We start from the raw sequence: 19,536 nt of genomic DNA on the forward strand, positions 1-19,536 counted from the left end.
CTTCGGGGCCCCCGCCTCGGCGGGCGCCCCGAAGACCTCGCCGACCTCCCCGTCGGATCAGGACCCCTACTCCGCCGAGGTGGGTCGCCTCGTCGTCCAAGGCGAGGACCGTCCGGGGATCGTCTCGAAGATCTCGACCCTCCTGCTCGACCACGGTGCGAACATCATCGACCTCGACTAGTACTCCTCGAATCCCGACGGGGGCAGCTTCACCCAGCGCACCGTCTTCCGGCTGCCGGATCTGCCCACGGTCAAGCCCAAGCTCATGGACGACCTCGGCGGGCTGCTCGATGACGAGCTGCACATGCGGTGGTCGCTGACGGAGGCGAACAAGCGCAAGCGGGTCGCGATCCTCGCCTCGACCTCGGACCACTGCGTCCTCGACCTGCTGTGGCGGCAGCGTCGCGGGGAGATCGAGATGAGCGTGCCCATGGTCATCTCCAACCACAATGTGCTCGCCGCCGACGTCCGGAACTTCGGCATCCCCTTCTTCCACATTCCGCTGAACAAGGACACCCGCGCCGAGGGTGAGGCCCGCGAGCTCGACCTGCTCCGCGGCAACGTCGACCTCGTCGTCCTCGCCCGCTACATGCAGATCATCTCCGAGGACTTCCTCGAGCAGGTCGGCGTGCCCGTCATCAACATCCACCATTCGTTCCTCCCGGCCTTCATCGGCGCCGCCCCCTACCGCAAGGCCAAGGAGCGCGGGGTCAAGCTCATCGGCGCGACCGCGCACTTCGTCACCGGCGACCTAGACGAGGGCCCGATCATCGAACAGGACGTCGTGCGCGTCGGCCACGAGGAGACCGCGGCCGACCTTGCCCTGCGCGGGGCCAACGTCGAACGCACCGTCCTCTCGCGTGCCGTGGCCTGGTGGTGCCAGGACAAGGTCGTCCGCGACGGACACACCACGGTGGTCTTCTGATGGCGGCACGCATCATCGACGGCAAGGCGATCGCCAAGCGGTACCGGGCGGAGACGGCGCGGCTCGTCGAGGAGTTCGCCGCCGAGGCGGGCCGCCGTCCCGCGCTCGCCACCGTCCTCGTCGGCGACGACCCGGCCAGTCAGGTCTACATCGGCAGCAAACGCAAGGCCGCGACCTCGGTGGGCATCGGGGACCGCCACCGGGAGCTGCCGGCGGAGGCGAGCGTCGAGGACATCGCCGGGGTGCTCACCGAGCTCGCCGCCGATGACGAGGTCTCCGGCATCCTCCTCCAGCTGCCGCTGCCGGGTGGGCAGGACGCCGCGGCGCTCATCGACCTCATCCCCCAGGCGTCCAAACGGCTTCGGCCTGCCCGGATTCCGCGTGATTCCGGGCGTCAGATCATGCAGAACACGTCACGGGATGCATGGATTGCATGATTCTGGTCCCCTTCTGGTCCCCCTCGTAGGCAAGCTCAGTTCGCGGCCAGAGCCGCGAGAGGCGCTACGGCGGCGTGGAACCTGTTGCCCACGAGCAGCACGACGATCTTGTGTCTGGCTCTGGAGAAGACCACGTAGAGGAGCCGACTTGTTGTGGGGAACGGTTCTGATTCGTAGCCCATGAAGTCTCCCTCCCGCAACACCACGACGGTTGCGTCGGCCTCGCGTCCCTTCGTCTGGTAGAGGTTCATTAGTTGAACCTCTCGCGGGCTCAGCGCCGAGTCCGTGAGCGCCGCGTAACTCGCCTCACGAGCTTCCGCACAGATCGCTGCAACCATCTGACGGTCATCGCGGGCGCTGCTCGTGCGTGCCGCTCGCGCGTACATCACCGAGAGCAGGGTTGCTGCTTGCTGCCAGGCGCCCGACTTCTGCGGTAGTCCGAGCGCGTCGTGTGCCGTCGCCGCTACCTCGATTACCTCCCGAATGGACCCCGCCTCGGAGAGACGCTCTCGAAGAGCGCTCAGGCGAGCTTGCAGGGTCGTGGGGCCTGAACCGTTCATCACCTGGTACGCGATGGGGGGCGCCTTCTGCCCACGTTGCGCGCTCGTCAGGAACACGGCTATCGCTTCGAGAACAATTCCCCAGGTGCCATCGCCGGTGTGGAATCGCGCCATCGCAGTCTGGGCGTCGAGGGCGGCGGCGAGCGCGTCACTGAGACCGGCAACTTCATGTTCGATCCCGTCGGCTTCAAGTGCATCCGAGAGAGCCGCGAGCATGTCGTTATGGTGCGTGAATACTGCCACGCCCATATCTTTCGCGGCTAACTCGCTAACGACCCGTGCGACGTGACTGGTCTCGTCGGAGAGTGGTATTCCGTCTTGGATGACCAGTCTTTCGTCCTGGATGGCGGCCGCGATGGCCTCTGAGTCGAACAGGCGTCCCCTGATGGCGTTGGCGACGGCCGGGATGATCCCGGAGGGGTCTCGGAAGGAGGTTTCTGGCAGCAGGATGGTGTTCTCTGTCCCAGCGGCCGAGCAGGCTTCATCGATGCGCTCCACTCTGACGCCGTCTTCGGCGAGGAACGTGTAGATGCACTGGTTCGGGTCGCCGAGCAGTATCAGCCTGCTGTCGCGGGCAATCAGCTGAAGGAGGTCTTGCTGCGCATCGCCGGTGTCCTGAAATTCGTCGACGATTACGAGGCCCCATCGGGTGCGAAGGTGTTCTGCGACAGCAGGTGCGGCCTGAGCGATTTCGAGTGTGAGCGGGATGAGCCTGCTGTATCCGATCTCGTGCTGGGCCAGCCCGAGCTTCTCGCGAGCGGGGCTGACGAGGACGGCGTCGCCGTGTCCGACCAGATTCCCGAATCTCCGGACCACGGAGAACGCGAGCGAGTGGAACGTCATGATGTCCACCTGGGAGCCTCGGCGGCCGAGAATCTCGTTTGCGCGGGAGGCTATGCGCGCCACCGAGGAACGAGAGAACGAGAGGAACAGGACCCGATCGTGGGGTTCGCTTTCTGCTACTCGTTCAAGATGGGCGTGAGCTGCGGCGAGCGCGCTGGTCGTCTTTCCGACACCCGCTCCGCCGAGCACGACAGTGAGTTCGGCCTGCGTCGCTACGACTCGCTGCTGCTCCGGGTTCTGCGGGGCGAATGTCATGGTAGATCAGGGATGTCGATGCGTCCGAGCGTATCGCCGCAGACTGCTTCGATCGCGGACCGCGCGATCGGCGGCTGTCGTGTCAGTGCGTGAGCCCAGGCTGCCCCTAGCCCCTGTTTCTTGATCACTTTCGTCGCGATGAGGTGGTCCGCGATGTCGTCGTCGCCGAGATCGGGTGGCAGGGCGGGCATGCCGAAGTCTTCCAGGGTCTCGACCGTCTCTCGGAGCTGATCTCCGGGTACGCCGCGGATGAGTGCGGCCTCCACGGCGGTGCGAGTGGGAAGCACGACGAGTTGTTCGATCATTCCTGCAAGGACTCCGACTGCTGGATCTTCGTGTCCTGGCTTGTCATTGTCGACGATCGCTCGGACGTGGAATCCGAGTTCAAGGGCGATCTCGGCAATGGCTGGGAGCCGGGTAACTCCTCCGTCTGACCCTGGCGGGGCGACCAGGCGGATGCCGTTAGCGGGGAGGCTGTGGTGCGGTTCGTTCGTCTTCCGGAAGAGCCGCGACGCGAGCGCGCCGTACCCCTCGACATCGAGCGGCCCCTCCAGGAGGACAACGGTTCTCGCGCTCAGCGCTGCGAGAAGCTGCTCCAGGATGAGCCTCCGGTTGACTCGGCCCGTCTTGTCCGTGACTGCAGAGAGCTGGTGCTGTCGTCTCTCGCCGTGGCTGACCGTGAGCCGAACCAGCTCACCGGGATCGAATGCTCGTACTACCTCAGGACGGCGCGTTGTGAGGATCGCTTGCCCTGCCGTTACGTGGATGAGCCGCGCCATGTGTTCAGATGACGATGCGTCAAGGCGATCTCCGAAGTCATCGCCGATGATGACGACGCCTGATTGTGCATCTCGCGCGGCTGCGATGGCTTCAGCGGCCGAGAGCACACTCTCGAGAGTCGACCCCTGGGAACGGACGGGAAGGGCCCCGGCCGCACCCATCGAGATCGCTGGTTGAAGCGCTCTGAGGAGGGCAGCCATAGAACCGTCATCCGCCAGAAAACTGATGTCGGCGGAGTCATCGATACCGAAGAGAGTCTGCGGTCCGGAATCAATGACCTTATCCAGAACGCTAGTGACCACCTCCGTCTCAGAGAACGACCCGGTTGCAGCATGGACGGCCGAATCCAGATCGGTGAGGGCGCTGTCCAGGCCACCAGGATCGGCATCAGCAAGGAGTGCTCTCAGGACTCCCTCTGCCCGCAGCTGGAGAGCCGGCGCACTGTCAACGAACTGGACAGGCAGAGACTCACGCTCGATCCGGCTCGCCTTCTTGAACACACCGGCAGCGGGATCACTTCGCGCCGGGTAATCGACCCAGTGCTCGCCGGTGTCCGTATCGAGGTCATATCGTGCGCGATAGCACAGACGTACGCCCAGAACCGCGTCGCCCGCGTTGCTTGGCGTGGCGATCTCCCCGGTTGCCCGGTCGAACGTTTCCAGATTCTCGCTGAGAAGAGTTTCGAGGTCCTCCCCGAGGTCGAGGAGAGTCACCTCTACCTCCGTCAAGGACTCTTCATCGCCGTCAGCAGGTCGGTAGACGTCGAGAGGATTCACGCGGGACCGAGTACTGCGGGCGTCGAGAACCCGGCGCAGGGCCTCGACGATGTCAGTGCGGCCCGCCTGCGGCTCACCTGCAAGCACCATGTTCTCTGGCACCACGAGCGCTGCATGGCGATAACCCCGGAAACGTCCGATACGGATGCGCGCGACCCTCATTGGCTACTCCTTGCATACCCCCCGATGCAAGCTGAGCGCTCGGCTCGCAACGGGAGGATGAGCGTGAATCAACGGACCTTCTCCCGCTCGGAACCGGCGGCTCCCATGCCTATCGTCCCACGGACTGTGGACAGTACCAGGCGGCGACGCACCATGGCCGTCCCGTGAAGACACGCGACGACAGGTTCCGTACAAGCGTCCGAAGTGGCAGCTCGGCCTCGTTTCCGTCTGGTTCCGCAGTTCACGCGACCACGCGGCGTCGCCGGCAGGCTGCATGGTTTGCATGACCGTGGTCCCGTGCCTGGGCGCCTGCCCGCGTCGAGAACTGTCACGGCGTCACGGGCGCCTATGGCAACCAGTTCGTGCGTTCGCGCGTCAGAGGAGCTTCGGTTGATGCGCCTCGACGTGTCTCAGCCCGATCGCGAAACAGCGCGGCTACAGTTAGGACTGAACGACAGCTCTCGTCCGTTCGGCACCGAGGGCGTAGATCGCCGGACGGATCATCGAGACGAGGCTGGACATGGCTTACGAGCAGCTACCCATCGTGGAGGTCGAGCTGAGCCGGCTCCTGCTCGACCTGGAGAACTACCGCATCCCGACTCGTCGCGACGATGAAGCCGGAGCCTTGAAGTATCTGTTCGCTTCCGAGGACGTCCTCGGCGCGGCGCGGCTGATCCTTCGCGACGGCTACTTCGACAACGAGGTGCCGATCGTGATCGCGGCGGAGTCACGGGACGAGCCGCCTTCGTACATCGTCCTGGAAGGCAACCGGCGCGTCAGCGCACTCAAGGCTCTCTACGACCCGACGATCGTGCCTGGTCACGAAGCCGAGGTTCGCTCACTGCTCAAGCGGTACGCAGTCGAGGCAGAAAACCTCCCCGAGCGAATCCGCGTGATCGTGGCGCCTGATCGCGCGACCGCCGCCCCGCACGTTGCCCGACTGCACACTGGCATCTCCAAGAAGCGGTGGAGCCGCGACCAACAAGCAACCTTCTACTACTCACTCGTGGACGACCAGACGACTGTGGAGGACGTCAAGGCGCAGTACCCCGATGTCGAGGTCGCAAGGTTCATGAAGATGGCTGTGATGCGACGCTTCCTTGCCGCTGCGCCATTCTCCGATCACACCCTCCGGCAGTACGCCGCCAGCGACGACTTGGCGATGTCGGCCTTTGAGTACGCGTACCGAAGTAAGGACATCGCGGCTGCGATCGGGGTGGAGTTCGATAGAGACGGCATGTTGCTTCCTCGGTCCTCAACTCCCGAAAAGATCGCGTCGAAACTTCCAAAGAAGAAGCTCGGTGCATTGGAGTATCTAGTCGGGGAGTTTCGCGCTGGAAGGCTCAACACCCGCTCTCCGGAGCTCAAGAAGCGTGATGACGCCTACCAGCCGTTCGTGGACCGTCTCAACGGTGTACCCACTACAGCAACGCCGACACCATCACCCGCCGCGCCCGCACCACCGACTCCGCCTGGACCGTCGCAAGGTGTCAGCCACGGAATGCCTCCAAGCGGTCCCGGTAGCGCGACCGGCGGGGCAACGCCACCCCAGCCTGAGCCTCCGAGCGGAGCAGGAAGCCGTGGACCGAACCATCCAGACACAAAGGACACGCTCGATCTGTCTGGCCTCGACTACGAGAACGCACCACTGAACCTCAAACTGCGCTACTTCGAGCTACGACGGATCAACCTGGGAAACTTGCCTATCGCGTCCGCGATCCTATTGCGCTCTGTTCTCGAAGCCACCATCAAGGTCCATTTCGAGGGCTCTGCAACGCCCGCGACAGGCGAGTTGAGTGCGGTTTTCAAAGTGGTCGCGCAAACCTATGGCTCGGAGAAGACTCTCAAATCGACCATCGGCGCCATACAGTCGGGAAACGCCCACAAACATGGCTCTATCCAGTGGTTCAATCTCATCGCGCACAGCGCAGATGCGTCAGTGACCGCAGAGGACGTTCGGCAGGCGTGGAAGGTGGTCAATCCGCTGCTCAGGCGCTTGTTGCGTCCGCCATTACAGTCTGCCCCTGCAACGCCTTGACCACACCGGCGACCGCGGGCGATGCAACGAGCAGTTCTTCGGCCTGCCCCGGATACCGCGCGGAGTAGGTCAGTTCCAAGCGGCATTGGAAGTGCTCGCGATACAGCTTCTCAATCAGTGGAGCCGTGTCATACGTCATGAGCCAGTGCGCCTTCTCCACCGTATTGACGATCGCCGCGAGGGCTGTGTGATCGCGCCCGTCGAACGCGTTGAGGTAGAGCTGAGACCCCGCCTGAACATAGGGCGGATCGATGTACATAAATGCTCGATCGTCCTGAGCGTAACGCTGGATCACTGTCCTGCCGTCAAGGTCTGAGACCGTGATCTGATCGGCCAAGCCTCCGATCGCAGTCAATCGTTCGATGAGCGTTTCGCGATTGAAGCGGGCGTCAATCTTGTATCTCCCTTCCTGCCGCTGACCGCCGATAACTCCGGCATTCAGAATCCCTGAACGATTGGTCCTGTTCAGAAAGAAGAAGGCGAACCCGAGGCGGAGTGAATCTCGCTCATCGCGCGATCTGTATATCTCTCGCTGCTTCTGCCATTCAGCGATCGTAAGTGGGACGGACGCAACCATTTCAACGAAGCTGGCATTGTCTCCGACCGCAGATTTCCAGAAGGCGTACACCGCAGGGTCAATGTCGTTGATAACCAGTTCTTCGACAATGCCCTCACGGAGCAACGCAATCCCAGCTCCCACGCCACCGGCATATGGCTCGATATAACGTGCGCGCTCGACCCTGAGAGCATCGATGATGTCGCCAAAGAAGCCAGCGAGCGCCGCCTTTCCTCCCGGATAGCGGAGCGGCGAGAGCGTTCCGTACCGACGTGACGCGACAACCCGCAGCGTGTCACTCATCAGGACTCCTTCCCCGCTCGATGCGCGGCGACTCGACAGCGAGCCGAGCAGAAGCGCGCATCACCTCGCCCGAGGAACGCCTGATCGCAACGCTCGCAGTTACGCCACGCCTTACGGCGACGTAGCCGCTCATGACGCAGCGCTCGATCAACGTCAGTGAGGCCCGCGTCGCTCAGGCTCGTGAAGTCCTGCATGTAACGGATACTACTCGTAACGACATCACAGAGCCATCGACACGCCGAATCGATGCGGTACACCGTGAAGGGACGCGCCAACCGAATGCGACTGTGTCGTGGTCAGTGCCCTATGGCGCGGTGGGCTCGCCTGCGCGTCACCGCGAGGACGGCACCGGTTGCCGTTCGCGACGCTCCCCCGCACGGACACTTATGAGCTGGATCAGACTGACGGGGCCGATCCAAAGGAACTTGAAGGCGTTCCAGACGAACACCAGGACCAGCAGGTAGAGCCAACCGGGACCCCCGTCGTTGATGATCGTGGTGCAGATCGCCGCGGCGTAGAAGTAGACCCCGGCGAGCAGCATCGCGGGGACGCCCCACTTCAGGCCGCGCCGTGTGCGGATCGCGTTGAGCAGCAGGTTCGTGGGTGCGTAGCGGAGTACGCCATAGCCTCGTGCGCTGAGCGCCACGGACGTCCGGAGCATTGCAGGCCTCTTTCCTCGTCATAGCGCGACGGTGTTCCGTCGTGGAGGCGGCTATGAACCGAGTGCCCGCGAAGGGCCGTCCCGAAGGACCCGCATAGTTTGCTGAACCTGCCTCGCTACCGAGTTTACGACTGTCCTATGGCAGAGGGAACCCCATCGGCAGGCGGGCGTGTACCTCGTCGGTGACCTTGGAGCGAGAGGACACCGATCATGGCCACGTTGGCGGAGCAGGTGCAGGGTGAGCGGATGGCGCGGGTCGCGTTGTCGATGATCGCCGAGCCGAACGACCCGATCACGGGGTACGTCCTGGCCCGTCACGGCGGGGTCGAGACGCTGCGGCTGATCGAGTCCGACGACGAAGTGCCCGGCCTGGCACGCGCCGACACACTGATGTGGCGCGAACGACTGACGGCGCGGGTCACACCCGGCCTGCTGGATCAGATGGCTCAGGCGGAGCGGCATGGATTCGGCACGCTCATCCCCGCCGACAAGGAATGGCCCGCCGGCCTGAACGACCTGAGCGATCGTGCGCCGTACCTGCTGTGGACTCGCGGTGCGGTCTCGTTCTTGATGACGGCGCTGAGCGATCGGGCCACGATCACGGGCGCTCGCGCTGCGACCGCCTATGGAGAGCAGGTCGCGGGCGAGCTGGCGGCGGGTCTTGCCGATGAGGAACGGGTCGTCGTCTCCGGTGGCGCCTATGGGATCGAAGGGGCCGCGCACAAGAGCGTGCTTGCCGCGAGCGGTCAGACGATCGCCGTTCTGGCCGGCGGGTTGGACCGCCCCTACCCGGCCGGGCACAGCGAGCTGCTGAATCGCATTGGGGATGTCGGCTTGCTGGTGAGCGAGCTGCCGCCGGGAGCCGCACCGACCAGACACAGGTTCCTGGCCCGCAACCGCCTGCTGGCGGCGCTCTCGGGTGCGACCGTGATCCCCGAGGCCGGTCCTCGGTCCGGGTCGATGACCACTGTCATCGCCGCACGCGAACTCAGCCGGGGCGTCGGTGCGGTGCCCGGCCCGGTGACCAGCGTCGCGAGCGCGGGGCCGAACGAACTCATCAAGCAAGGCTTCGCCTCGCTCGTCACCCAGCCCAGCGACGTGATCGACCTACTCGACGCCGACAGAACCCCGGACCGGACTGTGACGCGGCCCGAGGTCGGACGCGAGTTCGGGCACCGGCACCCGTCGCCGGGCACGCCGGGGCGCTCTCTCTGACGGCCGCCCTCGCTGGACGGGTTCACAAGCTCGGTGCGGGGCGTGATGTGGTCGCTGGCCGCACCGCATCAGCCGTCGTACCTTCGTGAGCGATCGCCTGGGCGCGGTTGAGGGCGGCGCGGGCGCGGATGGCGTCGATCTTCTGGCTGGTGCTCTCCGGCGTCGGGCCGAGCGGGGTCCGGTCGTCGGTGATGCCGTAGCGGTCGCGGTAGGCGGCGACGGTGCGAGCGGCACGCCACCACGCCGCCTTCTGCTTGTCGCCCCTCGGAGCCGCGCCGAGGTCGGCCGTCCACGGCTCCTCATCGGTGAGGTAGCCGCGGAGCACGGCGTCGGCGCGGCCTTCGATCAGCTCGCGGCGCTCGTCCAGGGCTCGCCGCATGTCGTCTGCCATCTGCCCGCCGGCGTGCGGGATCAGTCCGACGATCAGCCTCGGGGCCTTGCGGGTGCGGCCTGATCCGGCGGGCCGGGCGGTGGCGCGTGCCACGCGGGCGTGCAGGACGGAGGCGATGTCATCGGCATCGTCCAGACTCCGCGCGGCGACCAGCCGCGGGAGCAGCGCGTCGAGGTCGTGGTGGTTGGCCTCGGCGTGACGCAGCTCGGCCGACAGCGCGCCGTAGGCGTCGGAGCCGAGCACGTCTTCGATCTGCTCGGCGGTGATCCCGGACGCGGCGAGCAAGGTCGCCCAGCGGTCGTGCTGGGCGGCTTGCGCGATCGTGTCGTACTCGGCCGCGAGCGGCGCGATCGAGCCCCAGCGGTCCTGCTCGGCAGCGACCGTCTCGTGCGCAGACAGCTCGGCGCCGATGTGCTGCAACACGCCGTAGAGGATCGAGCGAGCGGTGACGTTCGGGTTGTCTCCGGGATGCGGCACCGCGTGTTCTGCGTCCTCTCGGTCGACGGTGACATAGGCGTGGTTGCTGTGGGCGCCGCGGGTCATGGAGACGTAGAAGTTCTCCCGCGTCGTGGTGGCGGTGACGACCGCGTGCGCGGTGTCGGTGGTGACGCCCTGGGCGCGGTGCGCGGTGATCGCGTAGCCGAGGTCCAGGTGCTCGGCCACATAGTCGGCCGGCAGGACGATCCCGCCGCCGAACCTGCGCCCGGCCGGGCGGATGCTGACCGACCCGTCCTCGCGAACTCCGGTGACGGTCCAGCGGGAGCCGTTGCGGACCCAGGTTCGGCCGTTGCGGAGCCGCCGGTCGTTCTCGCGGGTGATGACCAGATCGCCCTCGGAGACCGCGGTGCCGTCGCGCAGCGGCAGTTCGCGGGTCGGGTTTACGGTGCCGTCGATGATCCGATCCGCCCGCGCTCTGGCGTTCAGCTCGGTGACGGTCGCGTGGGTCTCGGTCACCAGGATCGACGCCCGCCCGGCAGCAAGATCGGCCCGCCATTCTGTGTAGGCGGCGTCGATCATCGCTTCCTCGTCGCCGCCGGTGATCCGGCCGTGCTCGATCAGGGCGTCGATCGCCTCGGCACGGCCGTGGCGTAGCTGGAGCGAGGTGGTCTTCTCCCATTCGTTGGTGAAGCGGTGCAGATCGGTCAGCTCGGGGGCGTCATCGCGGGCGTGCACGAGCATGGCGAAACTGCCGCCGGCGCCGGGTGATTGGAGCTGGCCCCAGTCGCCGACCAGGAGGACTTTCGCGCCGGCCTTCTCGGCTTCGTGGGTGAGCCGATCCAACGACATCGTGCCGGCCAGGCTCGCCTCGTCGATGATGACGAGCTGCCCGGCCGTGAACGTAGTCCCGTACATGAGGTGGTTCTGCCACCACTTCGCCGTGTTCTCCGTGGCGATGCCGAGGTCATCGGCGAGGACCTGCGCGGCGACCGCCGAGGGGGCGAGCCCGATCACCGACCCTGTGCCGTGCTCCTTCTCCCACGCCCTGCGGAGCCCGTTCATCGCCGTCGTCTTCCCGGCCCCAGCCGGGCCGACCAGCACGTCCACGACCCGACCGGAGACCGCGATCGCGGCAAGGGCCGCGGCCTGATCCTCGCCGAGCACCCGGCCGCGTGCGTCGGGCTTGCGGGCGATCCTCTCAACCGTCTCCAACGGCACCACCGGCCCGGCCGTTGTGGCGGCACGCGCCAGGAGTCGGTCTTCGGCGGCCAGCAGGACTTCGGATGAGAACAGGGTCGAGGCGTGCGGCCGGAACCGAGAGGTGCCGTCCACGCGGCGGAACTGCAACGGGCTGGACGCCAGCTCCGGCGGCGTCAGCCGCAGCGAAGCGTGCTCGGCGGCATCGACCACGAGCCCGGTGATCGCCTCCCGGTCCTGGATGCTGGCGAACCGCCACCCCATCAACTGCCGGGATGCTTCGGCATGCAGGTTCCAGCGGGTCCAGGTCGAACGCTTCTCGCCCACCGTCTCCATCACGGTCTGCCCGACCTCGCGCACCACATCCAGCGGCACGTCGTCGGCGCGCAGCACCCGCCGCGGTGCGTCTGCGGTGGATGCGGTGAACGTGCGCGCCCAGCCGTTCGCGTCCCGGCGCAGCACCCGGCCGGCGCGCTGCCGCCACTCGGCGGTGAGGTCGGCCAGCGACCGGACCTGCTTCTCCGGCCTCGTGGCGAGCGTCGCCTGCGCCCGAAGTTTCAGCACCGTTCGCGCGGAGGGCTGCCTGCCGTGCTTGGCGACGTACCCGGCGATGAGGCGGTCTTTCTCGGCCTCGATGTGTCGGGACCGGGTGGAGAACTCGGTCACCAGCTCGTCGGGCACGCCCTCGATTTCCCATGCCGGGTTCCGGTCCCTGCCCCGTTCGCGTGCTTCCCATTCGACGCCGAGGACGCGGGTGAGCTGGTCGGCCAGCGCGGCGTTGTAGAGCTCGGAGACTGCGACGACCACGGAGTGCATCGGCCGGCCGGCGAGGGTCCGCCAGCGGCCGTCCTGCACGGTCAGGACCTTGTTGCTGACGACGACGTGGGTGTGCAACTGCGGGTCGCCCGCACGGCTGTCGTAGTGATCGAATGCCGCGGCCACGACACCGGCGACGTCGACGTGCGCAACCGCGCCGTCCGGCCCGGTTGCACCGACGCGGGTTGCGGCAACCTCGCGTTCGAGGAACGCAACCAGCTCTGCAACCGCCGCATGATGGGCGTCCGCGATCAGGGCTTGGGTGCCGGCGTCCGCGACCGCCCAGATCGTGGAGACTGACTTGGGCACGCTGAATGTGAAGTCGTAACCGGCTACTGCGCGGCGGGTGCCGCGCTCGGCTTCCTCCGCCTCGATCGCGGCCACTTCCTGCGCTCGAGTCGCCGGCCCCAACTCGGGGTCGAGGGCGTCGACGCGCTGCTTGATCCGCTCGGTGATCGACGCGAACTGCTGGTAGGCGCGGCCCAGCGGCTCGCCCGTGATCGGGTCATGGCCCATCCCGACCAACAGCGCGAGCTGAGCTTCAGAGACCTGCCCTCCCTCGACCAGGTCGCCGTGCCCGAGACGACCCAGCCCCGAGCCCATCCAGAAGCCCGGCGGCGTGCCCGCCTCCGCGTAGTAGCGGGTCAGCGGCGTGCTCAGGCTCCGGTCGCCGTCGCCCGCGGCGATGGACTTCAACAGGTACTTGTATCCATCGCCCGCGCTCATCACGCGCATCGAAACCGTCACCTCGGCTGCTCCTTCCGGCCGCGCTCGGAGAGCAGGTGAGCCCGCGAGACCGGTCGCATCAGATGCGACAAAGCCCGAAACGGCCTCGTCTGAAAGACGTGTGATGGCTCGGTGGGCCGGCGAACGAGAGCTGGCGGCGCCGCCTGAGTCACGGATTCCGAAGTACGCGGGGGTGGTGCGCCGCGCGCGGGTCACGGCATCGGCGACGAGGCAAGCGGTGGCGGTTCGAGTGGTCGCGCACCTGGTCGCTGACCAGCCCGGTGGTGACCTCATGCGTGAAGTCCGACCGGGATCACCCGTCAACCGGAGCCCTCATGCACGACCCTCACGACCGGACTCGCCCACTCAGGGTCGGATCACTGTTCTCCGGGTACGGCGGTCTCGACCTCGCCGTCGAACATGCCTTGGATGGCGAGACGATCTGGTTCTCCGAGAACAACGAACACGTCTCCCGCATCTTCGCCCACCACTGACCCGACGCCCCCAACCTGGGCGACATCACCACCATCGACTGGCGCACCGTCGAGCCGGTCGATGTTCTCTGTGGAGGCTTCCCCTGCCAGGACGTCTCGACCGTGGGCAAGCGCGCCGGCCTCGCGCCCGGCACCCGCTCCGGGCTCTGGTCGTACATGGCCGCCGCGATCGACGCGCTGCAACCCCAGCTCGTCGTCATCGAGAACGTGCGCGGCCTGCTGTCCTCACCCGCCGTCCGCGCACCCCTAGAAGAAGACGACGATGCGCATAGCAATCCCGACCACGCAACCCCCGGCGATGCAGCCCTTCGCGAAGTGGAACCCGACCCGTGGGGTCTGGGAGACCTCGCAGCTCGACCTCTCCGGGCAGTCGGCGCCGTTATACGGAGCGGGTGGTTATGTCTACCGGCCTGGGTGGGCGAGCCGCTCGGTGAGTCCGTAGCGGACGGTGGGTCACTCGCTGTCGAGGATGGAGAAGACGACGGTGTCGCGGATGGTCCCGTTCTCGAAGATGGTGTGGTTGCGCAGGATGCCGTCTTGTTTCGCTCCGAGCTTGGCGATCGCGGCGCGTGATTGGTGGTTGTGCCAGTGCGCGCGGAACTCGACAGCGATGCACCCGAACGCGTCGAAGGCGCGTTCTAGGAGAAGCAGCTTCGCGGCGGGATTGATGCGCGTGCCCTGCACCTCACGTCCGATCCACGTCGAGCCGATCTCGAGGCGCCGATTGGCGGGGTCCGGGTTGAGGTAAGTGGTCATGCCGACGGCTTTGCTTGTGGTCGGGTCGATGATTGCCCAGGGCGCGATCAAACCCTCTGCGTGGCGCGCGAGTCGACGCTCGATCTCGGCTGACATGGACTCGGGTGAGGGGATGTGGGTGAACCATGTTTGCCAGAGGTCGTCAACGCTGACGGCCTTGACGAGGTCGTCGTGATGCTCGGCGCTCAAGGGCTGCAACTCGACGTACTCGTTCCTCAGTACCGGGACATCCGTATAAGACACACTCCCAACGGTAATCGGCTGCGGCGGGGTCAACATAACGACGCGCGTCAGCGAAGAGGTTCGCTTGATCTGACCGGGCAGTCACACCGACTGCCCGGTCAGATCAAGGAGGATCACGATGTCGAAGTATCGGGAACGTCGCCGCGGCGACACTCAGCAGGTGTTGGAGGAGTTCGAGGACTGGCTGCCGCGGGAACGGTCCGTGCAGGAGGGCACTGCACGGGTCTACGCGGATCGGGTCGTCGGGTTCCTCGCCTGGCTGCCCGCACCGGTCGAGGAGTCGCTGCGGACTTTGACGCCGGCGACGGTGATGGAGTGGGTGAATCTCGCGGCGAAGCGAGGGCAGAAGCCGTCGACGCTGCGGAAGCAGTTGGTGATGCTGCGCTCGTTCCTGCGCTTCTGTCACCGCACCGGCAGGGTCGGGCAGGACTTGGCCGGGGTCGTCCCAAACGCTGCCGGGTGGCGCCTGTCTTCGATCCCGGACCCGGTGCCCGAGGGCACGGTCCAGGAGCTGCTGGACAGCCTCGATTTGCAGGCGCCCAAGGGGCTGCGGGATCGGGCGATCCTGCTGCTGCTCACCGGCCTCGGGCTCCGTGCTGGAGAGATCGCCGCGCTGAGACTTGGCGACATCGGTTGGCGCACCGGCACGATCCGCATCCGTGGTAAGGGCGACCGGGCTGACGAGTTGCCGTTGCCGGACGAGGTGGGTCGCGCGTTGGAGGAGTATGTGCTTCACGGTCGGGGCGGCAGGGCTGGCTATGACGAGGTGTTCTTGACGATGTTCGAGCCGGTGCGCCCGGTCGCACCGAACGGGATCGGCAAGATCGTGCGGATGGCCTGCGCCAGGGCAGGGATCACGGAGTTCGGGCCGCACCGACTACGGCACACCTTCGCGACCGGGATGCTCGCCTCCGGCGCGACGCTTCAAGAGGTTCAAGGGCTGCTACGGCACGCACAGCTGCGGACCACCGCGATCTACACCAAGGTCGACCACGCACGGCTGACACGACTCGTTCCGGAATGGCCGGCTGCGGCTGGGGGCAGGTGGGGACGATGAGCGCCCTGCGGGATCTGCTGGACGACTATCTGACGACCAGGCGGGCGCTGGGGTTCACGCTCGCCGTTCCCGGCCGGGTGCTGGGCGAGTTCGTGGACTTCATGGACGACGCCGGCGAAACCACGATCCGTCACGATCTCGCGGTCTCCTGGGCTGCGCGGTTCTCCCGCGGCACGGTGCTCGCCCGGTTGAACACGGTCCGGCAGTTTGCCGAGCACATCGCCTCGTTCGACCCGGCCACCGAGGTCCCCATCCTCGACGGGAGACCCTACGTGAACCACCGCCCGCGACCGCACATCTACACGTCGGAGCAGATCGACACCCTGCTACGCGCGGCAGGACGGTTGACCCCAGAGGTTCGCGCCGCGACCTGGCAGACGCTGCTCGGACTACTGACGGTGACCGGGCTGCGGATCAGCGAGGCCCGCGGCCTCAACGACGCTGACATCACCTCGGATGAGGATGGTGATAACGGATGGGTGCGGGTGACGGAGTCGAAGTTCGGCAAGTCCCGCATCGTGCCGGTTCACGCCACCACGATGCGCGCGATCGACGAGTATCAACGGCTGCGCGACAAGCGATTCCCCGTCAGGCGGACCGAGGCGTTGTTCGTCACCCGGCGCGGCGACCGGCTGGCGACCTCGACCAGCGGGCAGGCCTTCCGACAGATACGCGACCTGGCGGGAATGACCGGCACCACGACCGAGGCGGCGGCACGGTTGCATGACTTCCGGCACTCGTTCGCGACGAACACCCTCATCGGACACATCCGCGCCGGTGGTGACGTCGAGCAGATGATGCCGGTCCTCTCGGCCTGGCTCGGACACATCAGCCCTGTCTCGACCTACTGGTATCTGCAGAACACCCCCGAGCTGGCCGCCGCACTCGGGGCCTGCCTCCCGGCGATCGGGGCTGATGATGAGTGATCTCGCGCCGCTGCTGCAACGGTTCTTTACCGACAAGCTCGACGGACAGATGAACGCGAGCGTCCACACCAAGGCCGCCTACGCCGACACCTTCCGGCTCCTGCTCCTCTATGCCCAGCAACGCACCGGCACCGCCCCGTCAGCGTTGCGACTGGTGGACCTGAACGCGGACATGGTCGGCGGGTTCCTCCAGCATCTGGAAGACGAGCGCGGCAACTCCGCCTCGACACGCAACGCGAGGCGGGCGGCGTTGCGATCGTTCTTCACCTATGCCAGCTATCGGGCACCGGACGCGATCGCGACGATCAGCCAGGTGCTGGCGATCCCCGCGAAACGCACCAAGACGACCATCGTGTCCTTCCTCACCCGGGCAGAGGCTGAAGCTCTCATCGCCGCCCCCGACACGACCACCTGGATCGGCAGGCGCGACCGGCTCCTGCTGCACCTGGGCATCCAGACCGGGCTCCGCGTCAGCGAACTCATGAGCCTGCGCGTCGGGGACATCGAGATCGGCCCGCACAGCCAGCTCCGCTGCCTCGGAAAAGGACGCAAACACCGGGTGATCCCGCTCCAGAAACCCACCGTCCGCCTGCTGACCGCCTGGCTCAACGAACTCGACGGCATCCCTGCGACGCCGCTGTTCCCGACCAGCACCGGGACGGCGTTGAGTCGGGCGGCGATCGCGAAGCTCCTCGCCCGGCACATCCAGGTCGCGTCCGAGCGCTGCGCGAGCCTGAGAGAGAAAAACGTCACCCCGCACACCCTGCGGCACACCTGCGCGATGATGCTCCTGCACGCCGGGATCGACACCGCCAGCATCGCGCTCTGGCTCGGCCACGCCACCATCCAGACGACCCAGTCCTATCTCCACGCCGATCTGGAGCTCAAGCGCCGGAGCCTGGACCGACTCCCCGCGATCGGCGACAGGCCACCAGCCCGCTACCAGGCGTCGGACGCTCTCATCGCGTTCCTCACCGATCGCTGACAGCCCACGGTTATGCCGACCGGAGTCGCTGCTCACGCCGAGAGCCCAGACCTCTAGCGATCCGGTCGGCATAATCACCCGCTCCGCATAACGGCGCTTATGCGGAAGTTCGCATAAGCGCCGTACTCGGCGATCTGGCCGACCTGCGGTATGACACGCAATGGATCGGCCTACCAGCGTCCCTTGTCGGCGCTCCTCATCCCAGGCTTCGCGTCTTCATCCTCGCCCGCAGCCGGGGCACTGTTCAGGACGCCGCTCGCCACGGACTCGACTCGTGGCGGCGAGTCACTGGAACAGGTGAGGGCGAGGCGGGGGACGATCGCGCTCTCGCATCAGATCATCGACCTCGCGCTAAACGGGCCGACTGGCTTGCAGAGCAAGAGCAGCGAACCCGAGATGCTGTGGTTCCTGATCGAGGACATCTTCGCCGCTGGGGACGCTACGCCCGCGCCATCGCCCGATGGGAGCATGTGACAGGACGAATCGCGCCAGCGCTGCTAGACAGGACTAGTGGACCGCGGCCGTCGCCCGAGTTCGTGGAGTGGTTGATGGGTCTCCCCAGTGGTTGGATCACTGATCCGATCCATCAACTCACGGCTAATCAGCAGATCGCTGCGCTCGGCAACGGCGTTCTTCCGCTACAAGCGCTCTCGGCGATGCGCGTCGGCGCACTCGTGCAGGCCGATGCTGCTTCGTTGGCTGGAGTCCAGCACCCGATGGTGTCGCGAGGATGCACGGTCTCGCAGGAGGAGGAAGGCGAGGACGAGAAAGCCGGCGAGAGTGCCTGAGACGATCAGCGTGTTGATCGACTGCGCCAACATGACGGCGGCGGTGAGCCCGTCCCGGAGCTCAAGTTCGGCGATCATGAGTCCGGGTTCGTCCGCGGGTAGTGCGGCCAGCGTGGCGCCGTTCGGGGCGAGTACCTGGCTAGTGCCGGTGGTGGAGAGGTTGACCACGCTGCGGCCGGTCTCGATGGCGCGCATGCGCGCGAGCGCAAGCTGTTGCAGGTTCTCATCGGTGCCGCGGAAGTCGGCGTTGTTCGTCTGGAACATGAGCACCTGGGCACCGCTGTTCGCGGCTTCGTGAATGACATCATCGAATGCCACGTCGAAGCAGATCGCCAGTCCCACCTCTACGCCGTCGACCTCGATGGCGGGCGTGTCGACGCCGGCGGCGTACTCGCGTTCAAGGAGGTCTACCAGGCTGGGCACGAGCGCGCCGTAGAGCCACCGGTCGGGCACGTACTCGCCGAAGGGGACGGGATGGCGTTTGGCGTGGGTGGCCATCGGCCCGTTCGAGGTCCAGAGGAAGGAAGTGTTGTAGACGAGGTGGCCGTCTGCCGCGGCGGCATTGAGCAGGATCGGCGCATCGTATCGGGCGGCTGCATCGTCGAGCGCGTGAGCGGTGGCCTCGTCGGCGAGGGGATCACTGTCGACGCCGCCCTCGGGCCACAGCACGACGTCGACCTGTTCGTCTTCGAGAGGGGCGGAAGCGGCGAGCTGCGATTCCAGGACCGCGCCCGGTTCGTGCTCATCGACGTACGCGGCGGGGCCGTTGCCCTGCACAGCGCCCACCCGGATGGTGCCTGCGTGACTGGTCGGGAACTGCGGCACCAGGACCATCACCGCTGCGAGACCGAGCGCAGGGATCGGCGCCGCCCACGAAGCTAGAGGTGTTCTTGGGCGCTCGGTGGCGTTACCGCGTGCCGGTTGCGCGCGCACGATCCAACGGAGTGCTTCGATCGCGGCGGCGCACACGGCGACCATCAGGAAGCCCGGGCCGGAGACGCCGACCCATGACGCGATCGGCGCGATCGGGCTTTCCGATTGGCTCATCGCCACCCGTCCCCACGGGAATCCGCCGTAGGGCCAGGAGCCCATGATGAGTGGGGTGTGACACTTCTCGTAGACAGTCGTTACCAGGAAGGCACGACAGGGAATCATGTCTACGAATCGCAGGACGTTCACGCCGGAGTTCAAAGCCGACGCGGTCCAGT

The 19,536-nt window shown here is 66.4% G+C and carries 18 protein-coding genes; 11 read left to right on the top strand and 7 right to left on the bottom strand.

What is annotated here, in order from left to right; genetic code table 11:
• The 3 genes from FFS20_RS18540 to FFS20_RS15495 all read left to right on the top strand — a co-directional run.
• On the top strand, window positions 1-181 hold a 181-nt coding region (locus tag FFS20_RS18540), incomplete at its 5' end, for an ACT domain-containing protein (RefSeq protein ID WP_137826718.1).
• Between the two features lie 60 nt (window positions 182-241).
• Window positions 242-925 carry a formyltetrahydrofolate deformylase gene (purU, locus tag FFS20_RS15490; RefSeq protein WP_349290531.1) on the top strand — a complete coding sequence of 228 codons (684 nt, stop codon included), beginning with the start codon at window positions 242-244 and terminating at the stop codon, window positions 923-925.
• On the top strand, window positions 925-1,362 hold the full coding sequence (locus tag FFS20_RS15495; protein ID WP_137826720.1) for a tetrahydrofolate dehydrogenase/cyclohydrolase catalytic domain-containing protein: 438 nt from the start codon (window positions 925-927) through the stop codon (window positions 1,360-1,362). Before purU ends, FFS20_RS15495 begins: the two co-directional genes overlap by 1 nt.
• Window positions 1,363-1,397: 35 nt before the next feature.
• On the opposite strand, the gene FFS20_RS15500 is transcribed toward FFS20_RS15495, so the two are convergent.
• Both FFS20_RS15500 and FFS20_RS15505 read right to left on the bottom strand, forming a co-directional pair.
• Complete coding sequence (locus FFS20_RS15500) at window positions 1,398-3,020, bottom strand: UvrD-helicase domain-containing protein (RefSeq protein ID WP_036542739.1); 1,623 nt, start codon at window positions 3,018-3,020, stop codon at window positions 1,398-1,400.
• Window positions 3,017-4,738, bottom strand: a complete 1,722-nt coding sequence (locus tag FFS20_RS15505) for a hypothetical protein (protein WP_051619731.1) — start codon at window positions 4,736-4,738, stop codon at window positions 3,017-3,019. Before FFS20_RS15505 ends, FFS20_RS15500 begins: the two co-directional genes overlap by 4 nt.
• A 520-nt stretch (window positions 4,739-5,258) precedes the next feature.
• Here FFS20_RS15505 and FFS20_RS15510 point away from each other — a divergent pair.
• Window positions 5,259-6,776 (top strand): hypothetical protein, encoded by a 1,518-nt coding sequence (locus FFS20_RS15510; RefSeq protein WP_026529634.1) that lies wholly within the window; start codon window positions 5,259-5,261, stop codon window positions 6,774-6,776.
• Here the strand turns inward: FFS20_RS15510 and FFS20_RS15515 are convergent.
• Both FFS20_RS15515 and FFS20_RS15520 read right to left on the bottom strand, forming a co-directional pair.
• Window positions 6,727-7,635 (bottom strand): DNA adenine methylase, encoded by a 909-nt coding sequence (locus tag FFS20_RS15515; protein ID WP_026529635.1) that lies wholly within the window; start codon window positions 7,633-7,635, stop codon window positions 6,727-6,729. The genes FFS20_RS15510 and FFS20_RS15515 overlap by 50 nt on opposite strands.
• A gap of 331 nt (window positions 7,636-7,966) precedes the next feature.
• On the bottom strand, window positions 7,967-8,281 hold the full coding sequence (locus FFS20_RS15520) for a sulfate permease (RefSeq protein ID WP_349290530.1): 315 nt from the start codon (window positions 8,279-8,281) through the stop codon (window positions 7,967-7,969).
• A gap of 225 nt (window positions 8,282-8,506) precedes the next feature.
• On the opposite strand from FFS20_RS15520, the gene dprA reads away from it, so the two are divergent.
• The gene (dprA, locus tag FFS20_RS15525) at window positions 8,507-9,511 is read left to right on the top strand and encodes a DNA-processing protein DprA (RefSeq protein WP_036542732.1); all 1,005 of its coding nucleotides are present in this window, start codon (window positions 8,507-8,509) and stop codon (window positions 9,509-9,511) included.
• Between the two features lie 22 nt (window positions 9,512-9,533).
• On the opposite strand, the gene mobF is transcribed toward dprA, so the two are convergent.
• Window positions 9,534-13,079: a MobF family relaxase gene (mobF, locus tag FFS20_RS15530; RefSeq protein ID WP_051619752.1), complete on the bottom strand. Its 3,546-nt coding sequence runs from the start codon at window positions 13,077-13,079 to the stop codon at window positions 9,534-9,536.
• 335 nt (window positions 13,080-13,414) lie between these two features.
• On the opposite strand from mobF, the gene FFS20_RS18380 reads away from it, so the two are divergent.
• Both FFS20_RS18380 and FFS20_RS15535 read left to right on the top strand, forming a co-directional pair.
• Window positions 13,415-13,573, top strand: coding sequence for a DNA cytosine methyltransferase (locus tag FFS20_RS18380; protein WP_187326294.1), 159 nt, complete (start codon window positions 13,415-13,417; stop codon window positions 13,571-13,573).
• Between the two features lie 24 nt (window positions 13,574-13,597).
• Complete coding sequence (locus FFS20_RS15535) at window positions 13,598-14,146, top strand: DNA cytosine methyltransferase (RefSeq protein WP_283202136.1); 549 nt, start codon at window positions 13,598-13,600, stop codon at window positions 14,144-14,146.
• On the opposite strand, the gene FFS20_RS15540 is transcribed toward FFS20_RS15535, so the two are convergent.
• The gene (locus FFS20_RS15540; RefSeq protein ID WP_137826721.1) at window positions 14,027-14,572 is read right to left on the bottom strand and encodes a GNAT family protein; all 546 of its coding nucleotides are present in this window, start codon (window positions 14,570-14,572) and stop codon (window positions 14,027-14,029) included. The genes FFS20_RS15535 and FFS20_RS15540 overlap by 120 nt on opposite strands.
• A 118-nt stretch (window positions 14,573-14,690) precedes the next feature.
• Here FFS20_RS15540 and FFS20_RS15545 point away from each other — a divergent pair, with 118 nt between their 5' ends.
• The 4 genes from FFS20_RS15545 (at window position 14,691) to FFS20_RS15560 (ending at window position 18,014) form a co-directional block, all read left to right on the top strand.
• Entirely contained in the window at window positions 14,691-15,629 is a 939-nt protein-coding gene (locus FFS20_RS15545; RefSeq protein ID WP_137826722.1) for a tyrosine-type recombinase/integrase, read from the top strand.
• Window positions 15,626-16,555 carry a tyrosine-type recombinase/integrase gene (locus FFS20_RS15550; protein WP_171007111.1) on the top strand — a complete coding sequence of 310 codons (930 nt, stop codon included), beginning with the start codon at window positions 15,626-15,628 and terminating at the stop codon, window positions 16,553-16,555. The genes FFS20_RS15545 and FFS20_RS15550 overlap by 4 nt, the downstream gene beginning before the upstream one ends.
• Window positions 16,548-17,540, top strand: coding sequence for a tyrosine-type recombinase/integrase (locus FFS20_RS15555; RefSeq protein WP_137826724.1), 993 nt, complete (start codon window positions 16,548-16,550; stop codon window positions 17,538-17,540). The genes FFS20_RS15550 and FFS20_RS15555 overlap by 8 nt, the downstream gene beginning before the upstream one ends.
• A gap of 183 nt (window positions 17,541-17,723) precedes the next feature.
• On the top strand, window positions 17,724-18,014 hold the full coding sequence (locus FFS20_RS15560) for a hypothetical protein (protein WP_137826725.1): 291 nt from the start codon (window positions 17,724-17,726) through the stop codon (window positions 18,012-18,014).
• Window positions 18,015-18,178: 164 nt separating this feature from the next.
• On the opposite strand, the gene lnt is transcribed toward FFS20_RS15560, so the two are convergent.
• Window positions 18,179-19,536 (bottom strand): apolipoprotein N-acyltransferase (gene lnt / locus FFS20_RS15565; RefSeq protein WP_137826726.1); only part of this gene is annotated, 1,358 nt, incomplete at its 5' end.

Origin of the sequence: Brevibacterium sp. 2SA, assembly GCF_005502845.1 — a bacterium.
Taxonomy (GTDB): domain Bacteria; phylum Actinomycetota; class Actinomycetes; order Actinomycetales; family Brevibacteriaceae; genus Brevibacterium.

What these genes read in the sequence shown, in the direction of transcription:
- FFS20_RS15495 (WP_137826720.1), top strand. Translation starts at nt 925, where the DNA reads ATGGCGGCACGCATCATCGACGGCAAGGCGATCGCCAAGCGGTACCGG.
- FFS20_RS15500 (WP_036542739.1), bottom strand. Translation starts at nt 3,020, where the DNA reads ATGACATTCGCCCCGCAGAACCCGGAGCAGCAGCGAGTCGTAGCGACG.
- FFS20_RS15505 (WP_051619731.1), bottom strand. Translation starts at nt 4,738, where the DNA reads ATGAGGGTCGCGCGCATCCGTATCGGACGTTTCCGGGGTTATCGCCAT.
- FFS20_RS15510 (WP_026529634.1), top strand. Translation starts at nt 5,259, where the DNA reads ATGGCTTACGAGCAGCTACCCATCGTGGAGGTCGAGCTGAGCCGGCTC.
- FFS20_RS15515 (WP_026529635.1), bottom strand. Translation starts at nt 7,635, where the DNA reads ATGAGTGACACGCTGCGGGTTGTCGCGTCACGTCGGTACGGAACGCTC.
- dprA (WP_036542732.1), top strand. Translation starts at nt 8,507, where the DNA reads ATGGCCACGTTGGCGGAGCAGGTGCAGGGTGAGCGGATGGCGCGGGTC.
- mobF (WP_051619752.1), bottom strand. Translation starts at nt 13,079, where the DNA reads ATGAGCGCGGGCGATGGATACAAGTACCTGTTGAAGTCCATCGCCGCG.
- FFS20_RS18380 (WP_187326294.1), top strand. Translation starts at nt 13,415, where the DNA reads ATGCACGACCCTCACGACCGGACTCGCCCACTCAGGGTCGGATCACTG.
- FFS20_RS15545 (WP_137826722.1), top strand. Translation starts at nt 14,691, where the DNA reads ATGTCGAAGTATCGGGAACGTCGCCGCGGCGACACTCAGCAGGTGTTG.
- FFS20_RS15550 (WP_171007111.1), top strand. Translation starts at nt 15,626, where the DNA reads ATGAGCGCCCTGCGGGATCTGCTGGACGACTATCTGACGACCAGGCGG.
- FFS20_RS15555 (WP_137826724.1), top strand. Translation starts at nt 16,548, where the DNA reads ATGAGTGATCTCGCGCCGCTGCTGCAACGGTTCTTTACCGACAAGCTC.